At 33.2% G+C, this 259-nt stretch carries 1 pseudogene; it reads left to right on the forward strand.

What is annotated here, in order from left to right:
- A pseudogene (locus SCA31_RS24140) lies at nucleotides 1-259 on the forward strand (Na+/H+ antiporter); the annotation flags it as partial.

The raw sequence follows: 259 nt of genomic DNA on the forward strand, positions 1-259 counted from the left end.
CTTTCGTTATAATATTAATTACGTTGGTCGGACAAGGTTTGTTATTGTCGCCGATTTTAAAATTATTAAAAGTAAGTGATGCCGGAAGTGAGCTGCCAGAAGAAAAGCAGGAAGTTATTTTAATGAAAAAGTTAAAAGAAACGGCTTTACATAAACTAGATAATGATTTTTCAGGATTGGCAGAAACAAACAGTTTGGTACGTCATCAAAAACATAGACTTGAAAATGAAATGATGATGATGACCGATAAGGCCAATTG

The sequence above is a fragment of the Chryseobacterium sp. SIMBA_028 genome (assembly GCF_046535285.1).
Classification (GTDB): domain Bacteria; phylum Bacteroidota; class Bacteroidia; order Flavobacteriales; family Weeksellaceae; genus Chryseobacterium.